The sequence below is a fragment of the Serratia sp. JKS000199 genome (assembly GCF_900215455.1).
GTDB classification, from domain to species: domain Bacteria; phylum Pseudomonadota; class Gammaproteobacteria; order Enterobacterales; family Enterobacteriaceae; genus Serratia; species Serratia ureilytica.
Genome location: NZ_LT907843.1, coordinates 612,879 through 629,968, shown reverse-complemented (window position 1 = coordinate 629,968; position 17,090 = coordinate 612,879). Strand labels below are relative to the sequence as shown.

The following is a 17,090-nucleotide window of genomic DNA, read 5'->3' as shown; positions in this document are numbered from 1 at the left end:
GATTACTTCATATAAGAACGTAAAACGGTCATCAATTGCTCGATGTCCTGCTCGCGCTGCTGCGGCGTAGCGTCCGCGGCAGCCAGATGTTCGCGCACATGCCCTTCCAGCACCTGCGCCATCAGGCCGTTGACCGCGCCGCGCACCGCCGCGATCTGCTGCAGAACAGCCGAACATTCGCCGCCGCTCTCCAGCGCGCGCTCCAGCGCTTCGGCCTGCCCTTTAATGCGGCGCACCCGCGCCAACAGCTTCTTTTGATCTCTGTGGGTATGGCTCATCATTTCCGCCTGATTGTTATTTACTATACTGGGGTATAGTATATTTCAGCACACTATCTTTTGCTGAGGAACTTCACCATGACGTCTCACGCGCCCGTTTTGCACCGCGAGCACAGCCACGTTTTTGACGATGGTAACCCATTGGCCGAAAGAAACACCAGATGGGCGGTGATACTCACCGCCAGTATGATGGCTATCGAGATCGCCGGCGGCTGGCTGTTTAACTCGATGGCGCTGCTGGCCGACGGCTGGCACATGAGTTCGCACGCGCTGGCCCTGGGCCTGTCGGTGCTGGCTTACGGCGCCGCACGCCGGCTGGCCAAGGATCGCCGCTTTAGCCTCGGCACCTGGAAGATCGAGGTGCTGGCCGGTTACACCAGCGCGGTGTTGTTGGTGCTGGTGGCGGCGCTGATGCTGTTTCAGTCTGGGCAGCGGCTGCTGAATCCCAGCCCGATTCATTACAACGAAGCCATCGCCATCGGCGCGATCGGGCTGGCCGTCAACCTGCTCTGCGCCTGGCTGTTGCGCGGTGGCGGCCACCATCATCATCACGGGGATGACCACGACGACACTCATCATGACCTCAACCTGCGTTCTGCCTATGTTCACGTGCTCGCCGACGCCGCCACCTCGGTGCTGGCGCTCGTCGCGCTGTTCGGCGGCAAGCTTTGGGGCGCTGCCTGGCTCGATCCGCTGATGGGCATCGTCGGCGCGGCGATGGTGGCCGCCTGGGCCTATAGCCTGATGCGCGATAGCGGAAAGATTTTGCTGGATGCCGAAATGGACGCCCCGGTGGCGCAAGACATCCGCCAGGCCCTGGCCGCTTCCGGCCACGCGCTCACGCTGACCGATTTGCATGTAGGCCGCATCGGCAAAGGAAAATATCATTGCGTCCTCGCCCTGAGCAGCGCCGATCGCACCCTCACCGCCGATCGGGTGCGCCAACTGTTGGCCGCGCATCCCGAACTGGTGCATGTCACCGTCGAGATCAACCGTCCGCCGCTGGCGCAAGGGGTTGTATTGTTCCACCGAAAAGATCTAGCTTAAGGGTCCGCGTTTATCGACAACTGGGAGTCATTATGGCTTTTCGTTTGTACAGCAACGATCTGCAGGACGGCGGCACAATGCCGCAGACGCAGGTCTTCAACGGCATGGGCTACCGCGGCGATAACCTGTCGCCGCACCTGGCCTGGGACGGCGTGCCCGCCGGCACCAAAAGCTTCGTCGTCACCCTGTACGATCCCGATGCCCCGACCGGCTCCGGCTGGTGGCACTGGGTGGTGGCCAATATTCCGGCCGACGTGCGCGAGCTGCCGCAGGGCGCAGGCTCCGGCAAAGCGCCGCTGCCGAGCGCCGCGCTGCAAACCCGTACCGACTTCGGCTCGGCCGGTTACGGCGGCGCCGCGCCGCCGAATGGCGAACGCCACCGCTATCAGTTCACCGTGCATGCGCTGGACGTGGAAAGCATTGAGGTGGATGAAGGTTCCAGCGGCGCGTTGGTGGGCTTTAACGTGCATTTCCACAGCCTCGGCAGCGCCACGCTGACGGTGATGTTCAACTGATTGATCTCCGCCCATAAAAAAGCGCGGCTCAACCGAACCGCGCTTTTCTGCTCTGCCCGCCGAATTACTTCGCCAGCACGCTTACCCACATCGGGCCTTTGCCCACCGGATAACGCGCCAACATAGTCAGCTGGCCGCTGGCCTGATCAATTTCATGCACCGCGATGTGATCGGACTTCTGGCCGGACGAAATCACGAAGCGGCCGCTGTGATCGATATTGAAACCGCGCGGTTGCGCTTCGGTCGGATAATAGCCGACCACGCTCAACGTGCCGCCGTCTTCGGAGACGCTGAAGAGGGTCAGAATGCTGGCGGTGCGATCGCTGGTGTACAGGAAGCGGCCGTTCGGCGTGATATGAATGTCCGCCGCCCAGCGGGTGCCGTCGAAATCGTCCGGCATGATATCCAGCGTTTGCGTCACGGTGTATTTGCCGCCGTTTTCCGAAATGGCCAGCACGTCCACCGTGCCGTTCAGCTCATTGACGCAATAAGCGAACTTGTCGTTGTGGTGGAACGCCATATGGCGCGGACCGGCGCCGGCGGCGATATCCACCGCGTCCTGCGCGTACGGCGTCAGCTGGCCCGCCAGGCTCAGGTTGAACAGACGGATGCGGTCTTCTTTCAGACACGGCACCAGCACCAGCTGGTTGGTCGGATCGATGTTGGCGGAGTGCGGCGCGCTCAGGCCGTCGATCTGTTGGATCGGCGCCGTGACCACGCCGTCGTGGCCGATCGGGCTGATGCTGGCGCAGTTGCCGCTGTAGGAAGCGGAGAACAGGTAACGCCCCTGCAAATCGGTGGAGATATGGGTCGGGCTGCCCGGCAGCGGCGCCATGCCGGCCTGCTGCAGCGTGCCGTCCGCCTCGATGCGGTAACTGACGATGCCGAACGCCGGACGCACGCCGACGTACAGGTGAGTCTTGTCCGGATGAAGGGTCATCGGCTGCACCTGGCCCGGCACGTCAACGGTTTGCAGCAGCGTCAGCGCGCCAGCGTCGTCCAACTGCCAGACGTGGATCTGCTGGCTCTCCGGGCTGGCGACATAAACGATTTGCTTCATGTGTTCTCCTTGCAAAGGGTAAAAGAGGAACCGGTTTCAGGCCGTTCGATTGTCCCTAGCTTACCGCACATCCGCCGCATGGCAACCCTGCTTAGCACCGGAAGCTCACGCGGTTTTCTCCATTGGCTATCCGGTGTACCATCGAATTAATTTTATGGCTAACGATAACGAGAACCCTATGAGCTACCGCGTCATCGCCCTCGATCTTGACGGCACCCTGCTGGACAATCAAAAACGCATCTTACCGCAGTCGCTGGAAGCGCTGGCGCAGGCGCGCGCCGCCGGCGTCCAGGTGGTGGTGGTCACCGGCCGCCATCACGTCGCCATCCATCCATTCTACCAGGCGCTGCAGATTGACACGCCGGCCATCTGTTGCAACGGCACTTACCTGTATGATTTTCAGCAGAAAAAGGTGCTGGCCGCCGATCCCTTGGCGAAGGAGCAGGCCAAACAGGTGCTGCAGATGCTCAAACAGACCGACATTCACGGGCTGATGTACGTTGACGACGCCATGTTGTATCAGGAACCGAGCGGCCACGTGACTCGCTCGCTGGCCTGGGCCGAAACTTTGCCTGCGGCGCAGCGCCCGACGCTGCTGCAGGTCGGCAGCCTGGCGCAGGCGGCCGACGACGCGCAGGCGATCTGGAAATTCGCCACCTCGCACGCCGATATTCCGGCGCTGCGCGAGTTTGCCGACACGGTGGAAAAAGAGCTGGGGTTGGCGTGCGAATGGTCCTGGCACGATCAGGTGGATATCGCCAAAGGCGGCAACAGCAAAGGCAAACGCCTGCGCCAGTGGGTGGAGTCGCAGGGGCTGAGCATGGATCAGGTGGTGGCGTTCGGCGACAACTACAACGACATCAGCATGCTGGAAGCGGTCGGTTTGGGCGTGGCGATGGGCAACGCCGATGACGCGATCAAGGAACGCGCCGATCTGGTGATCGCCGATAATCTGCAGCCGGGCATCGCCGAGGTGATCCGCACCCGCGTGCTGTAATCTTTTCGCCCTCCCGCCGGGAGGGCCTGTCTTAGCGGCTCTCGCGGCTGATCGACACGCTCTTCACCTGCGCGTACAGCCACTGCCCAGGGCGGATCGCCAGTTCGTCTCGCGCCCACGGCGTGATCCGCGCCCACAGCACGTGTTCCCCGACCGCAAGCTTCACTTCCACCTGCCCGTCCACGTCCAGACATTCGCTCACCTTGGCCGGCAACACGTTGCGAATGCTGCTGTTGACCGGCGGTTGCAGCACCAGCGAGACGTCGGCGGCGTTGATGCGAATGCGCAGCTGGGTGCCCAGTTCGGCGTCGATACCGCTGACCCACAGCCTTTGATCGCCGAGCGCCAGCGCGGTCATGGCATAGCGTTGATGATGCTCAATCACGCTGACGCGCAGCACGCTGCTCTGATCTTCACGCTGCAGCCACGGCCGCAGCGCGCTGCTGGCCCAGACGGCTTCCAGCCCGCCGAACGCGCGCACCTCGCCGCGATCCAGCACCATCACCTGCTCGGCCAGGCGCAGGATCTCGTCCAGGCTATGGCTGACGTAGAGGATAGGGATGTTGACGTCCTGCGCCAACCGCTCCAGATACGGCAGCAGCTCGCGTTTGCGCGGCAGATCGAGCGAGGCCAGCGGTTCGTCCATCAGCAGCAGCTCCGGCGCGGTCAGCAGCGCGCGGCCGATCGCCACCCGCTGTTTTTCACCGCCCGACAGCGTCAGCGGCAGCCGATTAAGCAGCGGCCCGATGCCCAGCAGCTCAACGATGGTGTTGAACTGCGCGCGCATGCCGGCCGCCATGCCGTACTGCAGGTTGCCGCGCACCCGATAATGCGGGAACAGGCGCGCATCCTGAAACACGTAGCCGATACGGCGCTTTTCCGGCGGCAGGCAAAGGCCCGCGGCGGTATCCACCAGCGTGCGGCCATTGAGCGCGATGCGCCCCTGCTGCAAACGGGTCAGGCCGCCGATGGCGTTGATCAGGGAGGTTTTGCCCGCGCCGGACAGGCCAAAAATCGCGGTGATGCCCTGCGCCGGCAAATCGGCGCGGACGTTGAGATTGAGATCGCCCAGCTGCTGCGAGAAGTCCAGCTCCAGCATTTACACCCCCATCCGTTTTCGGCCCCAGCGGGCCAGCCATTCGGACACCATCAGCGAAGCCAGCGACAGCACGATGGCGATCACGCACAGACGCGCGGCGGCGGCCTCCGCCCCCGGTGTTTCAATCAGCGTATACATCGCCAGCGGAATGGTGCGGGTTTCACCGGGAATGTTGGAGACGAAGGTGATGGTGGCGCCAAACTCCCCCAGCGAACGGGCGAAGGCCAGCACCACGCCGACAATGACGCCGGGCAGCGACAGCGGCAGCGTGATGGTGAAAAATACCCGCCACGGATTGGCGCCCAGCGTGCGCGCCGCCTGTTCCAGCCGGGTATCCACCGCCTCCAGCGCCAGCCGAATGGCGCGAACCATCAGCGGAAACGCCACCACCGCCGACGCCAGCGCGGCGCCGCGCCAGCTAAAGCTGAAGCTGAAGCCGAACCAGTCGTACAGCCACTCGCCGATGACGCCGCGCCGCCCCATGGCGATCAGCAGCAAATAACCCACCACCACCGGCGGCAGCACCAGCGGCAGGTGAATGACGCCATCCAGCAGCGCCTTGCCGGGAAAACGGCAACGCACCAGCACCCAGGCCATCAAAATGCCGAACGGCAGGCTGCAGACCACCGCCAAGCCGGAGACTTTCAGGCTCAGCTCAACCGCCTGCCACTCGTACTCGCTCAGAATCATTTACGCGGGGTGAATCCATAATGTTCGAAAATAGCGGCGGCTTCCGGGCTCTTCAGATAGGTATAGAAAGCGCTGACCGCCGGAGTTTGACGATCTTTCACCATCGCCATCGGATATTCAACCGGTTTGTGGCTGTCTTCCGGGAACACGCCCACCACTTTCACCTTGTCGCTGGCGACCGCGTCGGAACCGTAGACGATGCCGAGCGGCGCTTCACCGCGCTCCACCAACGCCATCGCGCTGCGTACATTGTTGGCGCGCGCCAGTTTAGGCTCCAGCGCGCGCCAGGCGCCCAGATGCTCCAGCGCCTCTTTGGCGTAGATGCCGGCCGGCACGTGATCCGGATCGCCCACCGCCAGGCGGCCGCCGTTCAGCAGTTTGGCCCAATCGGTCTGCTTGTCGATGGCGATCTTGTCTTGTTTATCGTTCTTGGCGGCGATCAGCACCAGTTCGTTGCCCAGCAGCGTGTAACGGGTGTCTTTCACCATCTGCTGCTTATCGATGGCGTAATCCATCCACTGCTGATCGGCGGAGATAAACAGATCGGCGGGGGCGCCCTGCTCAATTTGGCGCGCCAGCGTAGAAGACGACGCGAAGGAGGAAACCACCTGCACGTCCTTGCCTTTTTGATACTGGGTGGCGATGTCCTGCAGCGCGTTGGTCAGCGACGCGGCGGCAAACACGGTGATCTTTTCCGCCGCCGAGGCCTGGGCCACCAGACCCGATGCCAACACGATCCCGCCAACCCATTTGGTCCATTGCTGTTTCATTGTTTTTCTCCGCAAGTTAACGTGCATTATCACTCTTCGTTATATAAAAAATAATATAACGTTGCGCGAAAGCTTGTCATGCGGTTTATCGGCAAAGCGTGAGATAACTTGAGGAATGCCCGCCGGGCGATGCCGACGGGTATCGGGATGGGGAACGGTCAGTGCTGGGTACGGTTTTCTTTCGAACGGCCCACTTTGGAGAAGACGTTGAACACTTCGCCAAAACCGTAGATCAAGCCGAGGATCAGCGCCATGACCACCGGCACCATCACCACGGCGAATAACAGACTTTTCAATAATTCCAACATGATAGCCTCGCTTAACTGCCCATTGAGCGGCAAATGCCTTTCACCGCATATCGGGTTATTCTAACCCAAAAAATCGCTAAAACCGGAGTTATTTTAGCCAGCGAGGCGAAATTGTGATCGGCCAAACGTGCCCTTTCCACCGGGCTCATGCCGGTGCGGGGTAATAGATCAGCGGCGGCGCATAGCCGGCGGGCGCCGCCAGCCGGGCCTCCACCCCGTACACCGCGCGAATGTTCTCCGGCGTCAGCGCCTGCCGCGGCGCACCTGCCGCACAGACCCTGCCCCGCTGCAGCAGCGCCACCCGATCGCAATAGCAGGCGGCCAGATTCAGATCGTGCAGCGTTACCACCACGCTGAGCTTCAGCCGCCGCAGCAAGGCCATAAACTGCTGCTGATGGGCGATATCCAGATGGTTGGCGGGCTCATCCAGCAGCAGCCACGGCGTTTGCTGCGCCAACGCGCGCGCCAGGTGCACCCGCTGCCGTTCGCCGCCGGACAGCCGCTGCCAATCGCGATCGGCCAGGTGGCTGATGCCCACTTGCTCCATCGCCTGCCCGGCGAGGCGGCGATCTTCGGGGCCGAAACCGCGCCAGCGGCCGATATGGGCCAGGCGCCCCAGCAGCACCGCCTCCTTCACCGGCAGCGCGAAGGCGCCGGGGGCGGATTGCTCGAGAAAGGCGATGCGCCTGGCGCGCTCCCGCCCGGAAAACGCAGTAATTTCGCGCCCTTCCAGCCAAACGTGGCCCCCGGCGGCAGGCTGCAACCCGGCCAGCAGCTTGAGCAACGTGGATTTACCGCTGCCGTTGACGCCGAGCACGCCGGTGACCTCACCGGGCAAGGCGCAGAAATCCAGATTTTCCAGCACCGTGCGTTCGCCCGCTCGCCAGCTCACCGCTTCGGCGCGCAGGCCGGATCGCGCTTTTTCAATCGTCATGCATTGACCTTCCGATACAGCAACAGCAGGAATACCGGCACCCCCAACAGCGCCGTCAGCACGCCGACCGGCAGCTCGCGCGGGGCAAACAGCGTTCTGGCCAGCGTGTCCGCCGCCACGGCGAACAGCGCGCCGCACAGCGCGCTGGCCGGCAACAGCAGCCGATGCCGCGAGCCGACCAGCCGCCGGGCGACATGCGGCACCGTCAGCCCGATAAATCCCACCGCGCCGCTGAACGCGACGATCGCCGCCGTCAGCGCGGTAGTCACCACATACAGCAGCAGCTTCAGCGGAGCCACCGCCACCCCCAACGAAGCGGCGGTCACGCCGCCGAACGCCAGCGCGTCCAGCTCACCCGCCCGCAGCCAACAAAGCAGCAGCGCCGCCGCCAGCGCCAGCCCGCACAGCCCGACCTGCGGCCAGCGCGCGTCGCTGAACGATCCCAGCAGCCAGAACATCACGCCGCGCGTGACGTTGGCGTCCGCCTGCCAGAGGGTGATCAGCGAAGTCAACGCAGAAAGCAGCTGCGTCACCGCCACCCCGGCCAGAATAAACAGCGTGGACTCCCCCTGCAGCGAACGCCCGGCCAGCAGCATCACCAACGCAAATGCTCCCAGCGCGCCGATAAACGCGCCGCCGGACACCGACAGCAGGCCGCCCCCCAGCCCCAATACCAATACCGTTACCGCCCCCACGCCGGCGCCGGAGGAGATGCCCAGCACCCAGGGATCGGCCAGCGGGTTGCGGGTCAGCGACTGCAGCACGGTGCCCGCCAACGCCAGCCCGGCGCCGGCCAGCGCCGCCAACAGCGCGCGCGGCATCCGCAGCGACCAGATGATGCGCTGATACACCTCGGCGTCGGTCGCCGCACTGCCGCTGACGCCGAACACGATGCGCCAGGCGTCGTGCCACGCGATCGGCGCAGGCCCCGACAGGGTGGCGCCCAGCAGGGCCAGCGGCAGCGCCGCCGCCAGCAACAGCAGCCAACCGGCCTTACGGCCGGGCAGTAACCCCCGGATCATGCTATTTCCAGCCTGCGATCACATAGTCGTCCAACAGCTGCCACACCGTCCCCGCCTCGCTGAAACCGGCTTGTCTAAGCGCCGCGAGCTGGAAATCCACCGGCGTCGGCGGCGGCACCGGGCGGCCGGCGAACAGCGCTTCACGCTCGGCCTGATAAGCGGCCAGCGCCGGCGATTGCAGCGCGCCCGCAAACCAGCGATCCCAATCCTCGACGCCGTTGTCCCAGGCGCGCTGTTGGGTCTGCTCGTCGTGCCGCTCCGCCAACGCTTTCAGCCGCGGCTGACGCTGGTCATAGCGCTGATGATCGGCGTTCAGGAACACGCCGCCGTCGGCCAGCAGCCCGGCAACGTTGCGGTACAGCGCCAGCTGCTGCTCGGGCATCAGCCAGTGCAGCGCCGTGCTGGACACCGCCGCCTGCGGCGCGGGGCCGGACAGCGCGGCAAAACAGGCCGGATCCGCCAGATCGGCCTGCAGAATGCGGATCCGATCGCCGTACTCCGCCAGCGCACCGCGCGCCACCGCCAGCAACAGCGGATCGAGATCGATGGCGGTCACCCTGGCCTGCGGAAAGCGCTGCAAAATGCGCAGGCTCAGCGATCCCGGGCCGCAGGCCAGATCCACCACGTGAAAATCCTGGCCGGCGGCCAGCGCCAGCACCTCCAGCTGGGCGTTAAAACGCGCTTCCCGTTCGGCGATGTAGGCCGCCTGCTGGCGATCCCAGGAGTCCAGCAGCGAAGAGAATGAAACGGCAGTCATATCAAGGTTCCTTGTTGGAAAAAGTCGGCGCCTGCGGCGGCAAGGCCGCCAGGCCCCGAATCAAACGGCCCAGCGCCGCCACGGTGCGGGCGGAAGGGTCCATGTCGTAACCGGGGAGGATCACGTAGCGCCGCTGACGCACGGCGCACAGCGTCGCGGTCAGCGGGTGATGTTCCAGAAAGGCGATTTTGTCGGCCGCGCTGTCGCCGAGGCCGCCGCGCGGCAGATCGCCAAGCACGATCGCATCCGGATCGCGGGCGGCGATAACCTCCCAAGACACCGTCGGCCACAGCTCGGGCCGATCGCCGAACAGGTTCTCGCTACCGACGCTGCGGCTCAGCAAACCTGGCGCGCCGCAGCAGCCCGCCACGTAGGGCGTTTGCGCGCCGGCATACCACCACAGCAGACGTAAATGCGGCAGCGGCGCGCGCTGCGCCTCAAACGCCCTCAGCTGCCCGCGCAGCCGCGCGACCAGCGCTTCACCGGCGCTGCTGACGTTGAAAATGCGCGCCAGCTCCCGCAGCTCGGTGAAAATGTCTTCGAACGTCAGCGCGGCGGCGATCGCGCTTTGCTGGCCGCTGCAGGCGCCGGGAGAGAGATAAGTGCCGATGCCCCATTCTGCCAGCCGCGCCCGATCGGGCGTTTCCGGGCTGTGCAGCCAGTAATAGCTAGCCGAATAGACAAAATCCGGCCGCATCAGCAGCAACGCTTCCGCCGTGGGCGGCGCCGGGCTGGTGGGCGCCTGCAATGTCTCGGCCGACGCCGTTGGCACGGGATCGCGCGTGCGGTCATACCCGACCACGCCGATCGCGCGGCCAGCCAGCCCCAGCGCCATCAGGTTTTCCAGCGCCGGGTTGGCGTAAACCAGCACCCGCTGCGGCGGCTGCGGGTAATCGCGCGTTACCCCGCAATTTTGCAGGCTGACGGCATCGGCACGCAGCGGCGCGCTGCCGCCCAATTCCAGGGCGCACAACAGCAGGGCAAGCCAGCCTTTCACGCCGTCAGAACCTGACCGACACGAAGGTTTCATAGCTGCGCGGCAGCGCGATCAGCGCCTGGTCCGGGTAAGTACGCTGATAGGCGTACAGCTGGTTGGTGGCGTTGCGAATGCGAAAACCAACATCGACGATCGGCGTCAGCTGATAGTCTGCCGCCAGATCGAGCGTGGTGTACGCGCGCATCTTGCGCCGGTTGGCGTCGTCGTTGTAGCTGCTGCCGACGTAGCGCAGCGAAGAAGCCAGCCCCAGGCGCTCCGTCGCCTGATAATGCACGCTGAGGTTGGCGGTCCAGTCCGGGATATAGGCCGGGCGATTGCCGTTGTAGCTGCGCAGCGGGCTACCGCCGCGATAGTCGTCGTAGCGGGCATGCGTGTAAGCGGCGTTGCCGGCCAGCTCCCAGCGTTCGTCGGGACGCAGCACCACGCCAAGCTCAATGCCGCGCGACGTCTGCCTGCCTACCGCGTTCAACGCATCCGGCCGCTGCGCGTCGGGCACAAACAGGTTGTCCTTGCGCAGTTCGTACAGCGCCAGCGTCGCCTCGCCCTTGTTCCCCCAGAACTGCCCTTTGGCGCCGGCCTCCCACTGGCGCGCTCGCGTCAGCGGCAGATCGGTCTGCGTTGGGCTGAGGAAGAACAGATCGTTGCCCGGCTCCTGGCCGGTGGTGTAGTTGGCGTAGAGCGTGAGGTTGTCGGTCAATGCATAGCTGGGGCCCAGGCTCCAGGTGCTGAAAACGTAGGTGTGCGCGCGGCTCTCTTCCTGCGGCCCCTGGAAGCGCCAGTCCATGTTCATATGGTTGTAGCGCAGCTGGCCCAGCAACGCTAAACGCTCGGTCAGGCTGAAGCGATCCTCGAGAAAGGCGGCGTACTGGTTCTGGGTAACGTGGCGCACCGGCGCGCGTTGGCGGTCGGTACCCTGGGCGAACGGCTCTCTGGGCGGCGCGACAAGCGGTACGTCTTCCGAGCCGGGGAAACCGTTGGAATAATACTGAAAATGCCGCTTGCTCAGATCGAGGCCGACCAGCAACCGGTTATCAAAACCGGCGATGGCGCGGTCGAATACCAGCGAACTGCGGTTGCCGATCAGATCGTCGTCGTGCGCCAGGGCGCCGAAGGAGTCGCGGTTGACGTCGCCGGGCCGGGCCGCCGCCGCGACGCGGAAGCGCTCGACGTTGCGCCATTCGCGAAAGCCGCTGTAGTAATAGAATTGGTTATGCCATTCCACTTCGGGCGTCATAAACCAGTCCAGGCTGGCCTGAAATGCGGTGGCGTTGCTCTGGATGCGGCTGTCGGTCAGGTTGTTGTAATTGATGTCGCGCAGCTCGCCGGCAATGCGCCCGTCCAGCAGCGGCGTGCCGTAGTAAGGGTTGTTGGTGCGGTTGAGCATGCGGTCCAGGCTAAGCGTCAACAGCGCATCGTCCGTCAGCTTAAACAGCAGCGAGCCGGAAACCCGCTTCTGCCGATCGCGTTCATACTGCACGTTGCTGCCGCTGTCGTTGCCGCTGACGTCCAACCGGTACGCCACCGCATCGTCCACCAGCGCGCCGCCGGCCCCCAGATGCAGACGCTGGCTGCGGTAGCTGCCGAAGCCATAATCGAGCTCGAGCGGCTGGCGGCTGAAGGTCGGCCGCCGCGAGATCAGGTTGACGCTGCCGCCCGCGGCGCTCAGGCCGTTCAAGGCCGATCCCGGCCCGCGCAGTACCTCGATGCTGTCGTAATGCGCCGGATCGCCCAGCTGCAGCGTGCTGCCGGGCATCTCCACGCCGTTATACAACCAGGCGATAGGCCGGAAACCGCGCGCGGAAAAGTTATTGGACAACGTTGGCGAAGCGACGCCGGACAGACCGGTGGCATGCTCGACGGCGGCGGCCAGCGAGCGGTCGCCCCGCTGTTGGATCGCTCTTGCGCTGATGATATCGACGCTGCGCGGCGTTTCCCGAGCGGTCAGCCCGAGCTGCGAAGCGCTGCGGCTCACGGCGCTCAACGCATCGTAGCGCCCGGCGGGGGCCGCCGCCTCCACGGTGAGCTGTTCTTCGCACCCCGTGGCATTGCGGGCTTTATCGCAGTCGGCAGCGAAAGCCAGCGGCGCCGTCAGTGCGCCGCCGACCCAAGCGGCAAGGCATAAAGATTTTCTGGGCGTGACAAGACGCCGGCGTGTCGTACTCATGTGGAGCATCCCTGTGGTGAAATAAAAATCGGCCGCAGCCGGAATAAAGCTTTATCGTTTTTGTTATGTTATATTATTACAATATTGCAATGCCAGTCTTTATTGCCCCACTCTCCCACGCGCGGCGTTTGGCGCTTTGCCGCCAAATCGGCGACAATACGATTTTTGCCGCCGACAGGATGCGCTATGCAGGCCGAAATTCTTCTGACTCTCAAACTCCAGCAAAAGCTGTTCGCCGATCCGCGCCGCATCGCGCTGCTGAAACAGGTGCAGCACACCGGCTCCATCAGCCAGGGCGCCAAACTGGCGGGCATCAGCTACAAAAGCGCCTGGGACGCCATCAATGAGATGAACCAACTGGCGGAACAAACGGTGGTGGAACGCGCCACCGGCGGCAAAGGCGGCGGGGGCGCGCATTTGACGCACTACGGCCAACGGCTGATCCAGCTGTACGATCTGCTGGGCCAGGTGCAGCAAAAAGCCTTCGACGTGCTGCAGCAGGACGATCTGCCGCTCGACAGCCTGCTGGCGGCCATCTCGCGCTTCTCGCTGCAAACCAGCGCGCGCAATCAGTTTTTCGGCACCGTGATCGAACGCGACCACCAGCAGGTACAGCAGCATCTGGCGATCCTGCTGAACGACGGCAGCACTCGCCTGACGGCGGCCATTACCCAGCAAAGCGCCGATCGGCTGCAGCTGACGCCCGGCAAAGAGGTGCTGGCGCTGATCAAGGCGCCCTGGGTGCGTCTGAGCGTCGATGCGGCCGATAACGCCGACGCGGAGAATGCGCTGGCGGGCGTGGTGGCCGGCATTCAGCCGGGCGCCGAACACAGCGAGGTGCTGGTGACGCTGGCGGGCGGCGAAACCCTGTGCGCCACCCTGACGACGGCGGAGCTGCAGCGCCTGCAGCTGAGCGTCGGCGCCGCCGTACACGCCCTGTTCAACGCCGATCGGGTGATTGTCGCCACGTTGTGTTAAGCGCAACGTGATGTTGCGTTTTTGTTGATTGACATCACCCTGCAATGCGCCTATTTCTAAGGAAAATAATTGCAAAAAAAGGAACAGGTGATGTCGTCGTTGCACATTTCGCAAGGTTCATTCCGCTTGAGCGATACCCGCACCCTGACGCTGGAAGCGCTGGCGATCCAGGCCGGTGAAAGCTGGGCCTTCGTCGGCGCCAACGGCAGCGGCAAATCCGCCCTGGCGCGCGCGCTGGCCGACGAACTGGTTCTGCTGCGCGGCGAACGCCGCAGCGACTTTCAGCATGCGGTGCGCATCTCCTTCGAACAGTTGCAAAAGATGGTCAGCGACGAGTGGCAACGCAACAATACCGATCTGCTCAGCGCGGACGAAGACGACACCGGCCGTACCGCGGCGGAGATCATTCAGGAAGAGGTGAAAGACGCCGCGCGCTGTGAGCGACTGGCCGCGCAGTTCGGCATTACCGCCCTGCTGACGCGCCGCTTCAAATACCTCTCCACCGGCGAAACGCGCAAAACCCTGCTGTGCCGCGCGCTGATGCCGCAGCCCGACCTGCTGATCCTCGATGAACCTTTCGACGGGCTGGACGTGCACTCGCGCGCGCAGCTCGCCGCGCTGCTGAGCGAGCTTTCCGCCCAGGGGCAGACCGTGGTGCTGGTGCTCAACCGTTTCGACGAAATACCGGATTTTGTCCGGCAGGTGGGCGTGCTGGCGGACTGCACCCTGACCAACCGCGGGCCGCGCAGCCAGGTGATGGCGGACGCGCTGGTGGCGCAGCTGGCGCACAGCGAAAATCTCAGCGGGCTGGCGCTGCCGGAAACGGAGGATCCGACGCAAAAAGAGGCCCTGCCGGCGGATCGTCCGCTGATCGTCCTGCGTGACGGCGTGGTCAGTTATAACGATCGGCCGATCCTCAATCATCTCGACTGGCAGGTTAACCCCGGTGAACACTGGCAGATCGTCGGTCCGAACGGCGCCGGCAAATCCACCCTGCTCAGTTTAATCACCGGCGATCACCCGCAGGGCTACAGCAACGATCTGACGCTGTTCGGCCGCCGCCGCGGCAGCGGGGAAACCATCTGGGAAATCAAACGCCATATCGGCTACGTCAGCAGCAGCCTGCATCTGGATTATCGCGTCAACACCAGCGTGCGCAACGTGGTGCTGTCGGGGTTCTTCGATTCGATCGGCATTTATCAGGCGGTCTCGGATCGCCAGCGGCAGCTGACCGAGCAATGGCTGGCGCTGCTCGGGCTCGACGGCGCGCGCGGTGACGCCCCGTTCCACAGCCTTTCCTGGGGCCAACAGCGGCTGGCGCTGATCGCCCGCGCGCTGGTGAAGCACCCGGCGCTGCTGATCCTCGACGAGCCGCTGCAAGGGTTGGATCCGCTCAATCGCCAGTTGGTGCGCCGCTTCATCGACGTGCTGATCGGCCAGGGCGCCACGCAGTTGCTGTTCGTTTCGCACCATGCCGAAGATGCGCCGCAGTGCATCACCCACCGCCTCAGCTTCGTGCCCGACGGCGAGGGCGGCTACGGCTATCAACACCAGCGGCTGGAGGCGGCCTCCGTCTGAAACGCGGCGTAAACATATCCGGCAACACTTCACCGCAGCACATCACATTTGGCCTTTTATCATAGAAAGAAAGCCATTTTCTGGAGACGCCATGTCCGCTGCGTTGATTATCATCGACCTGATCGAGGATCTTATCGGGCCCAAAGGCCGCGCCAACCACTGCCGTGAACAGGTGGCGGCGACCCACCTGCTCGCCAACGTCAATGCCGCCGCGGCCTATGCGCGGGTGCGAAAAATCCCGGTAATTTGGGTGCGGGTGGGATTCGCCGACGATTATCATGACATCCCGCCTCACTCGCCGCTGTTCAACCATCTCAAGCAGATCGGCGCGCTGCGGCTAAATGGCCCGGGATGCCGCTGGGTGCCCGAACTGCACCGGGAAGAGACCGATCTGCAGTTTGAAAAAACGGCGGTTAGCGCCTTCTCCGGTAACAATTTGTTAGCCTGGCTGCGGCAACATCGGTGCCACCATTTGCTGCTGGCGGGCATCAGCACGCCGCTCGCCATCGAAAGCACCGCGCGTCAGGCGCACGACGCCGGCTTTCAGGTGACCGTATTGCACGATCTGTGCGCAGCCCCTACGCAGGAGATCCACCAGCAGAGTCTGGATACCCTGCAAAATCTGGCCGAAATCACCCGTTCGCAGGCCTGGATGAGAGGTTAACCTGCATCGCCGCCGGTTGTGTCGGCCGGCATAATGCACGAATGCATCACTGCCCCGACCTTTAGCGTCATTCTGGTGTGCTACTATCCGCTTTAGCGCTCAATTTCGCCATCATCGCACGCCGCAAAGGCGCTGAGCGCCGTGTACATATTTTAAAGGGACATATTATGTGGGGCGTACTGGCTGCTTCGTTATTTTTCTTGCCGTTTAACCGGCTGATAGCCTGGGTGATCCTGGCCGCCTCGGCGGGCATGGGGCTTTATCATGGGGTGCTGACGCCACTCAGCCTGGGTTGCCTGTTGGCCATCGTGGCGCTGGCGGGTCTACGTCATTATTTTCGCGCGCAGCGTAATCTGGCGATCGCGCTCGAAGGGTTGGTGATCGCCGGCTGCGTGGCGCTGTTCTTGCATCTGGTGCCTGGCATCCACAACCAGCTGATGATCGACGGCGAAAAGGCCGGCCCGCTCAGCGCGCCGTTCACCATGTATTACAACTTCGACAAGTCGATGGTGCCGTTCCTGCTGTTCGCCTGCTTGCCCACATTGTTTTCCGCCGAACGCGGCGGCAACGGCGGCAAGGCGGGCTGGATTGCGCTGCTGCTGGCCGTGCCGGCGCTGTTGCTGCTGGCGGTGTCGCTGGGCGGCTTAAAAATCGAGCTGCATGCGCCCGCCTGGATCCTGCCCTTCGTTATGGCGAACCTGTTCTTCGTCTGCATGGCCGAAGAAGCGCTGTTTCGCGGCTACCTGCAGCAGCGCCTCAGCCAGTGGCTGGGGGCCTGGCCGGCGCTGATCGTCGCCTCCCTGGTGTTCGGCGCCGCGCATCTGGCGGGCGGTACGCTGATGGTGATCTTCGCGACCCTCGCCGGGGTGATCTACGGCCTGGCGTGGATGTGGAGCGGCCGTCTGTGGGTGCCGATTCTGTTCCATTTCGGGCTTAATCTGACCCATCTGCTGTTCTTCACCTACCCGCTGTATCAGCACCCCTGACGGCTGACGCCGGCAGAGAGCCTCTCTCTGCCGGTTGACCAGGTGAAAACGCTATCACCGGCAGCTCACCGCAATCCCCTCAATCACGTAGCCACCGGCTCATCTCCGCCCATCCGGCGCTTTTCAATCAAGTGTAAACGATTCCATTTTTCGCGTTAGATCACCTTTTTATCGCCGCGGGCATGCTATCTTTTTGCGCAATGTACTCTCCCTTTTCAGCAACGGGCGTATCAAGACGGCGGCTGA

At 63.7% G+C, this 17,090-nt stretch carries 18 protein-coding genes; 7 read left to right on the top strand and 11 right to left on the bottom strand.

Annotated features, from left to right (window positions below; all coding sequences use genetic code 11):
* Positions 1-2 precede the first annotated feature (2 nt).
* A complete protein-coding gene (locus tag CPH57_RS03095) occupies positions 3-278 on the bottom strand; it encodes a metal/formaldehyde-sensitive transcriptional repressor (protein ID WP_025301915.1) in 276 nt (91 codons plus the stop codon).
* 78 nt (positions 279-356) lie between these two features.
* On the opposite strand from CPH57_RS03095, the gene dmeF reads away from it, so the two are divergent.
* Together dmeF and CPH57_RS03085 are read left to right on the top strand one after the other, a co-directional pair.
* A complete protein-coding gene (gene dmeF / locus CPH57_RS03090) occupies positions 357-1,325 on the top strand; it encodes a CDF family Co(II)/Ni(II) efflux transporter DmeF (RefSeq protein WP_072055813.1) in 969 nt (322 codons plus the stop codon).
* Positions 1,326-1,357: 32 nt separating this feature from the next.
* Complete coding sequence (locus CPH57_RS03085) at positions 1,358-1,840, top strand: kinase inhibitor (RefSeq protein WP_042783877.1); 483 nt, start codon at positions 1,358-1,360, stop codon at positions 1,838-1,840.
* A 64-nt stretch (positions 1,841-1,904) separates the two neighbouring features.
* Here the strand turns inward: CPH57_RS03085 and pgl are convergent, their stop codons facing one another.
* A complete protein-coding gene (gene pgl / locus CPH57_RS03080; RefSeq protein WP_096242021.1) occupies positions 1,905-2,900 on the bottom strand; it encodes a 6-phosphogluconolactonase in 996 nt (331 codons plus the stop codon).
* A gap of 178 nt (positions 2,901-3,078) precedes the next feature.
* Between pgl and CPH57_RS03075 the strand changes: the two genes are divergently transcribed.
* Entirely contained in the window at positions 3,079-3,897 is an 819-nt protein-coding gene (locus CPH57_RS03075; RefSeq protein ID WP_033652412.1) for a pyridoxal phosphatase, read from the top strand.
* Positions 3,898-3,928: 31 nt separating this feature from the next.
* Here the strand turns inward: CPH57_RS03075 and modC are convergent, their stop codons facing one another.
* From modC to CPH57_RS03030, 9 genes are all read right to left on the bottom strand, one after another.
* Positions 3,929-4,996: a molybdenum ABC transporter ATP-binding protein ModC gene (gene modC / locus CPH57_RS03070; RefSeq protein ID WP_016928697.1), complete on the bottom strand. Its 1,068-nt coding sequence runs from the start codon at positions 4,994-4,996 to the stop codon at positions 3,929-3,931.
* Positions 4,997-5,686: a molybdate ABC transporter permease subunit gene (modB, locus tag CPH57_RS03065; protein WP_015377003.1), complete on the bottom strand. Its 690-nt coding sequence runs from the start codon at positions 5,684-5,686 to the stop codon at positions 4,997-4,999.
* Positions 5,683-6,456 (bottom strand): molybdate ABC transporter substrate-binding protein, encoded by a 774-nt coding sequence (gene modA / locus CPH57_RS03060; RefSeq protein WP_089194397.1) that lies wholly within the window; start codon positions 6,454-6,456, stop codon positions 5,683-5,685. The genes modB and modA overlap by 4 nt, the downstream gene beginning before the upstream one ends.
* A 158-nt stretch (positions 6,457-6,614) precedes the next feature.
* Positions 6,615-6,764: an AcrZ family multidrug efflux pump-associated protein gene (locus CPH57_RS03055; RefSeq protein WP_004939813.1), complete on the bottom strand. Its 150-nt coding sequence runs from the start codon at positions 6,762-6,764 to the stop codon at positions 6,615-6,617.
* Between the two features lie 145 nt (positions 6,765-6,909).
* A complete protein-coding gene (locus CPH57_RS03050) occupies positions 6,910-7,698 on the bottom strand; it encodes an ABC transporter ATP-binding protein (RefSeq protein ID WP_033642222.1) in 789 nt (262 codons plus the stop codon).
* Positions 7,695-8,720, bottom strand: a complete 1,026-nt coding sequence (locus tag CPH57_RS03045; RefSeq protein ID WP_033642221.1) for an iron ABC transporter permease — start codon at positions 8,718-8,720, stop codon at positions 7,695-7,697. The genes CPH57_RS03050 and CPH57_RS03045 overlap by 4 nt, the downstream gene beginning before the upstream one ends.
* Position 8,721: 1 nt before the next feature.
* Positions 8,722-9,477 (bottom strand): trans-aconitate 2-methyltransferase, encoded by a 756-nt coding sequence (locus CPH57_RS03040; protein ID WP_033642220.1) that lies wholly within the window; start codon positions 9,475-9,477, stop codon positions 8,722-8,724.
* A gap of 1 nt (position 9,478) precedes the next feature.
* A complete protein-coding gene (locus CPH57_RS03035; RefSeq protein ID WP_096242020.1) occupies positions 9,479-10,474 on the bottom strand; it encodes an ABC transporter substrate-binding protein in 996 nt (331 codons plus the stop codon).
* 4 nt (positions 10,475-10,478) lie between these two features.
* Positions 10,479-12,638 carry a TonB-dependent siderophore receptor gene (locus CPH57_RS03030; protein WP_096242019.1) on the bottom strand — a complete coding sequence of 720 codons (2,160 nt, stop codon included), beginning with the start codon at positions 12,636-12,638 and terminating at the stop codon, positions 10,479-10,481.
* 186 nt (positions 12,639-12,824) lie between these two features.
* Between CPH57_RS03030 and modE the strand changes: the two genes are divergently transcribed.
* The 4 genes from modE to CPH57_RS03010 all read left to right on the top strand — a co-directional run bounded on the left by modE (position 12,825) and on the right by CPH57_RS03010 (position 16,844).
* A complete protein-coding gene (modE, locus tag CPH57_RS03025) occupies positions 12,825-13,616 on the top strand; it encodes a molybdenum-dependent transcriptional regulator (protein WP_096242018.1) in 792 nt (263 codons plus the stop codon).
* 90 nt (positions 13,617-13,706) lie between these two features.
* Entirely contained in the window at positions 13,707-15,194 is a 1,488-nt protein-coding gene (gene modF / locus CPH57_RS03020; protein ID WP_096242819.1) for a molybdate ABC transporter ATP-binding protein ModF, read from the top strand.
* A gap of 91 nt (positions 15,195-15,285) precedes the next feature.
* Entirely contained in the window at positions 15,286-15,858 is a 573-nt protein-coding gene (locus CPH57_RS03015; protein ID WP_033642216.1) for a cysteine hydrolase family protein, read from the top strand.
* A gap of 167 nt (positions 15,859-16,025) precedes the next feature.
* On the top strand, positions 16,026-16,844 hold the full coding sequence (locus CPH57_RS03010; protein WP_096242017.1) for a CPBP family intramembrane glutamic endopeptidase: 819 nt from the start codon (positions 16,026-16,028) through the stop codon (positions 16,842-16,844).
* Positions 16,845-17,090 lie beyond the last annotated feature (246 nt).

Bases quoted from the DNA above. Each gene is read 5' to 3' on its own strand.
- modF (WP_096242819.1), top strand. From the start codon at position 13,707: ATGTCGTCGTTGCACATTTCGCAAGGTTCATTCCGCTTGAGCGATACC.
- modC (WP_016928697.1), bottom strand. From the start codon at position 4,996: ATGCTGGAGCTGGACTTCTCGCAGCAGCTGGGCGATCTCAATCTCAAC.
- CPH57_RS03045 (WP_033642221.1), bottom strand. From the start codon at position 8,720: ATGATCCGGGGGTTACTGCCCGGCCGTAAGGCCGGTTGGCTGCTGTTG.
- CPH57_RS03095 (WP_025301915.1), bottom strand. From the start codon at position 278: ATGAGCCATACCCACAGAGATCAAAAGAAGCTGTTGGCGCGGGTGCGC.
- modB (WP_015377003.1), bottom strand. From the start codon at position 5,686: ATGATTCTGAGCGAGTACGAGTGGCAGGCGGTTGAGCTGAGCCTGAAA.
- pgl (WP_096242021.1), bottom strand. From the start codon at position 2,900: ATGAAGCAAATCGTTTATGTCGCCAGCCCGGAGAGCCAGCAGATCCAC.
- modE (WP_096242018.1), top strand. From the start codon at position 12,825: ATGCAGGCCGAAATTCTTCTGACTCTCAAACTCCAGCAAAAGCTGTTC.
- CPH57_RS03085 (WP_042783877.1), top strand. From the start codon at position 1,358: ATGGCTTTTCGTTTGTACAGCAACGATCTGCAGGACGGCGGCACAATG.
- CPH57_RS03075 (WP_033652412.1), top strand. From the start codon at position 3,079: ATGAGCTACCGCGTCATCGCCCTCGATCTTGACGGCACCCTGCTGGAC.
- dmeF (WP_072055813.1), top strand. From the start codon at position 357: ATGACGTCTCACGCGCCCGTTTTGCACCGCGAGCACAGCCACGTTTTT.
- CPH57_RS03030 (WP_096242019.1), bottom strand. From the start codon at position 12,638: ATGAGTACGACACGCCGGCGTCTTGTCACGCCCAGAAAATCTTTATGC.
- CPH57_RS03010 (WP_096242017.1), top strand. From the start codon at position 16,026: ATGTGGGGCGTACTGGCTGCTTCGTTATTTTTCTTGCCGTTTAACCGG.
- modA (WP_089194397.1), bottom strand. From the start codon at position 6,456: ATGAAACAGCAATGGACCAAATGGGTTGGCGGGATCGTGTTGGCATCG.
- CPH57_RS03055 (WP_004939813.1), bottom strand. From the start codon at position 6,764: ATGTTGGAATTATTGAAAAGTCTGTTATTCGCCGTGGTGATGGTGCCG.
- CPH57_RS03015 (WP_033642216.1), top strand. From the start codon at position 15,286: ATGTCCGCTGCGTTGATTATCATCGACCTGATCGAGGATCTTATCGGG.
- CPH57_RS03040 (WP_033642220.1), bottom strand. From the start codon at position 9,477: ATGACTGCCGTTTCATTCTCTTCGCTGCTGGACTCCTGGGATCGCCAG.
- CPH57_RS03050 (WP_033642222.1), bottom strand. From the start codon at position 7,698: ATGACGATTGAAAAAGCGCGATCCGGCCTGCGCGCCGAAGCGGTGAGC.